Annotated in this window: 3 protein-coding genes; all 3 read right to left on the bottom strand. The window is 65.2% G+C overall.

Annotated elements, in window-relative coordinates; translation table 11 throughout:
* Window positions 1–1,226, bottom strand: a 1,226-nt coding sequence (locus tag AYR66_RS04225) for a monovalent cation/H+ antiporter subunit D (RefSeq protein WP_141104152.1), incomplete at its 3' end; no start/stop codon positions are given.
* The gene (locus AYR66_RS04220) at window positions 1,223–1,567 is read right to left on the bottom strand and encodes a Na+/H+ antiporter subunit C (protein WP_088706495.1); all 345 of its coding nucleotides are present in this window, start codon (window positions 1,565–1,567) and stop codon (window positions 1,223–1,225) included. The genes AYR66_RS04220 and AYR66_RS04225, both read right to left, overlap by 4 nt.
* A partial coding sequence (mbhE, locus tag AYR66_RS04215) for a hydrogen gas-evolving membrane-bound hydrogenase subunit E (protein ID WP_141104151.1) occupies window positions 1,567–3,405 on the bottom strand: 1,839 nt, incomplete at its 5' end. The genes AYR66_RS04220 and mbhE, both read right to left, overlap by 1 nt.

Raw genomic sequence — 3,405 nt, 5'->3', positions numbered from 1 at the left:
ACCAGGGCGCAGGCGGCAAACGACAGTCCGAGGAATGCCAGTGCGGCGGGAATTCCGACGCCAACCGGCTCTCCGGGCGACTCCTCGACAGCAAACGCTTCCATCGTCACCGCCAGCACTGCCGCACCGGGAGAGCGGATGCGTTCGATCAGTTCCAGCAGCAGCATGAAAGCGGACAACGCCAGGGTTGAACCGAGCAGGTAATACAGTCCTGGCCCCACGAGCGATGCCTGGCCGTACCCGATGACCGCCAGCAGGATGCCGGACGAGACCACCGCGCCATAGCCGGCCAGCCTTCCCGGCACGTCTGTCGCGAGCATGCCGGCCGCGCCGAAGAGAATGGTTGCCATGCCGCCCCAGAGAAAGAAATCGAGCGCAAAGCCGGACGCCGCGCCGGCAGCCCCGGAAAACGCGAGCAGCCACACGCGCAAGATCACGTAAGGCCCGATCTTGGTCATCAGGACCAGCATGGCCGCCACCGGCGGGGATGCCGCGGAGTAGGTGGTCGGCAGCCAGAAACCGAGCGGCCACATGGCGCTCTTGGCAAGGAAGGCGAGCGCGAGGATGGCCGCACCGGCCTGCAGCAGCGGCAACTGGTGCGCGCCTGCATTCGGCAAGCGCGCGGCAAGGTCGGCCATGTTCAGCGTGCCCATGCTCGCGTAGATCAGCGAGACGCCGATCAAGAACAACAGCGAGGCCGCCAGGTTGACCGCGATGTACTGGATGCCGGCTTGCAGCCGCGCGACGTTGTAGCCATGCAGCAGCAGGCCGTAGGATGCAGCCAGCATGACCTCGAAGAAGACAAACAGGTTGAACAGGTCGTGCGTCAGGACGGCGCCGTTGATCCCCATCAGCAGGAACTGGAACAGCGAATGGAAATGCACGCCGATGCGGCTCCAGCGCAGCACGGAGTACAGCAACGCGCATCCCGCGATGACCGAGGTCAGCAGCAGCATCACGGCCGCCAGCCGGTCCGCCACGAGTGCGATACCGAACGGCGCCGACCAGTTTGCCGCGAGGTAGACGCCGATGCCCTGCGGCCAGGCTTCGCTATCCGTCATGTCGAGCAGGCGGATAGCTACCACGAACAGGCATAGCACGGAAGCCATGTTGGCCGAGAACTTCAGCCGGTAACGGCTTTCCTTGAACGGTACCAGCATTGCGCCGCACAGCAGCGGCAGCAGCACCGGCACCATGATCAGGTGCTGAGTCCAGGCTAGGCTCATTGGTCAGGCTCCTCGCCATCCACATGGTCGGTGCCGGTCACGCCGCGCGCGCCGATCATCAGCACGAGGTACAGCGCCGTGGTGGCAAAGCCGATCACGATGGCCGTCAGCACCAGTGCTTGCGGCAGCGGGTCGGCAACCATGGCGGGGTCGGGCACGGCTTGCGCCGGCGTCAGCGGAGGGCGGTCTATCCAGAGGCGTCCCATGACGAAGATGAACAGGTTGACCGCGTACGACATCAGCAGCAGTCCGGTCAGCACCTGGAACGTTCGCGGACGCAGGATCAGCCAGATGCCGGAACCGAACACGATGCCGATGGCAAGGGCGATGAGCAGTTCCATCAGAGCGTCTCCCTCATCGGTTCCGGTTGCGGCGATACCGGCATGCCCGGGGGTGTCCGCCGGCTGCGCAGGGACTGGTGCGCCAGCGCCAGCAGCATCAGCATGGTGGTGCCGACGACCGTCATGAACACGCCGAGGTCGAACAGGAAGGCGCTCGGCACATGGATTTCACCCAGCACCGGCAGGTGCAGGTGCGCGGTGTGGCTGGTGAGGAAGGGATAGCCGAACAGCCACGCCCCCAGCCCGGTCGCCAGCGCGATGACAAGACCGTAGGCAATCCAGCGATGCGGCCTCAGGCCGAGGCGCGATTCCACCCACTGAGTGCCTCCCAGCATGTACTGCGTAATGACGGCCACGGCAAAGATCAGCCCGGCGACAAATCCACCACCGGGCAGGTTGTGCCCCCGCAGGAAGAAATACGCCGCCATCACCAGCATGAACGGCATCAGGAAGCGCAGGTAGACGCCCGGCACCATCAGGTAACCGCGATTGGCCTGCTCGGCCGGCGCCTGCCGCACAGCGGGATCGACATCGTCGACCTGTTGTACCGGAATCGCAATGCTCTCGGGGGCGGGCCGGAAGCGGCGCAACAAGGCATAGACGGTCAACGCCACGATCGACAGCACGGTAATCTCGCCCATCGTGTCGAAGCCGCGGAAATCGACCAGGAGGACATTGACCGCATTGCTTCCGCCGCCGCCGGACAACGCGTTCAGAAGGAAGAAGTCGCCGATGCTGTCCGGGACTGGCTGCGTCAGCGCGGCGTAGGTGAGGGCCGCCAGGCCCGCGCCTCCGGCCACCGCAACCGCCATGTCCCGCGAACGACGCAACCACACGTTGCGCGGCACCGTAATGTTCAGCTCGACGGGCGAAATCCGCGGTGGCAGCCAGCGCAGCCCGAGCAGGATCAGCACCGTGGTGACGGTTTCCACCATCAATTGCGTCAACGCCAGGTCTGGTGCGGACAACCAGAGAAACGTGAGGCTGGTCGCGATACCGGTGCCACCGACAAGGATCAGCGCGGCCAGGCGGTGGTACTTGGCCTGCCAGGCGCCGGCGATTGCGCAGGCGCAACCAATGAGCCACGTCGCGGCAAACAGCGGATCGACCGCCGACAGCGATGCCGGGCCCGGCAGCGGCAGGGGATGCACGATCAGCAAGGGCACGCCCACGAGTGCCACCATCAGCAGCAGCAATTGCGGCTGCAACCGCTTCGTACCGAACCATTTCACCACCCACGCTGCGGCCGTCCCCAGGCGCAGGATTGCCGTCTCGTAGGCCTGGGCGCCGCTGAATCGTTGCAGCACCGGCGCATCGGTCCGCATGGCCAAGGCATAGCGCTGGCGCAGGACGACATAGAAAAGAATGCCGCCAACGAGTGCGATGACGCTCTTGAAAAGGGCGATGTTGAAACCGTGCCAGACCTGCAGGCTGAATGCGGGAAGGTGCTCTCCAAGCACTGAAGCGACGCCCATGCGCAGCGCGGGTTCGACGATCGGGCCGGGTGCGACGCCGACCAGCACGCAGAGCAGTACCAGGAGTTCGACCGGAAAACGCATCCAGCGCGGCGGTTCGTGCGGCTCCCTGGGCAAGGGAAGGACGGGGCGGCCGAAGAACACGCTGATGAAGCGCAAGGAGTAGGCAACGCTGAACATGCCCATTGCCACTGCCGCCACCGACATTGACCAGTCGTCGTCCCCGCCGACCACCGCGGTTTCGGCGAAGAACATTTCCTTGGATAGGAAACCGTTGAGCAGTGGCACGCCGGCCATTGCAGCGCTGGCGACGATCGCGAGCGTGCCGGTATAGGGAAGCTGGGCGAACAGGCCGCGCAGCAG

This window comes from Noviherbaspirillum denitrificans, from assembly GCF_002211445.1.
GTDB classification, from domain to species: Bacteria; Pseudomonadota; Gammaproteobacteria; order Burkholderiales; family Burkholderiaceae_D; genus Noviherbaspirillum; species Noviherbaspirillum denitrificans.
This window is presented reverse-complemented; position numbering and strand designations above follow the sequence as displayed.

Excerpts from the sequence above, each read along its gene's own strand:
- AYR66_RS04220 (WP_088706495.1), bottom strand. The coding sequence starts at position 1,567 with ATGGAACTGCTCATCGCCCTTGCCATCGGCATCGTGTTCGGTTCCGGC.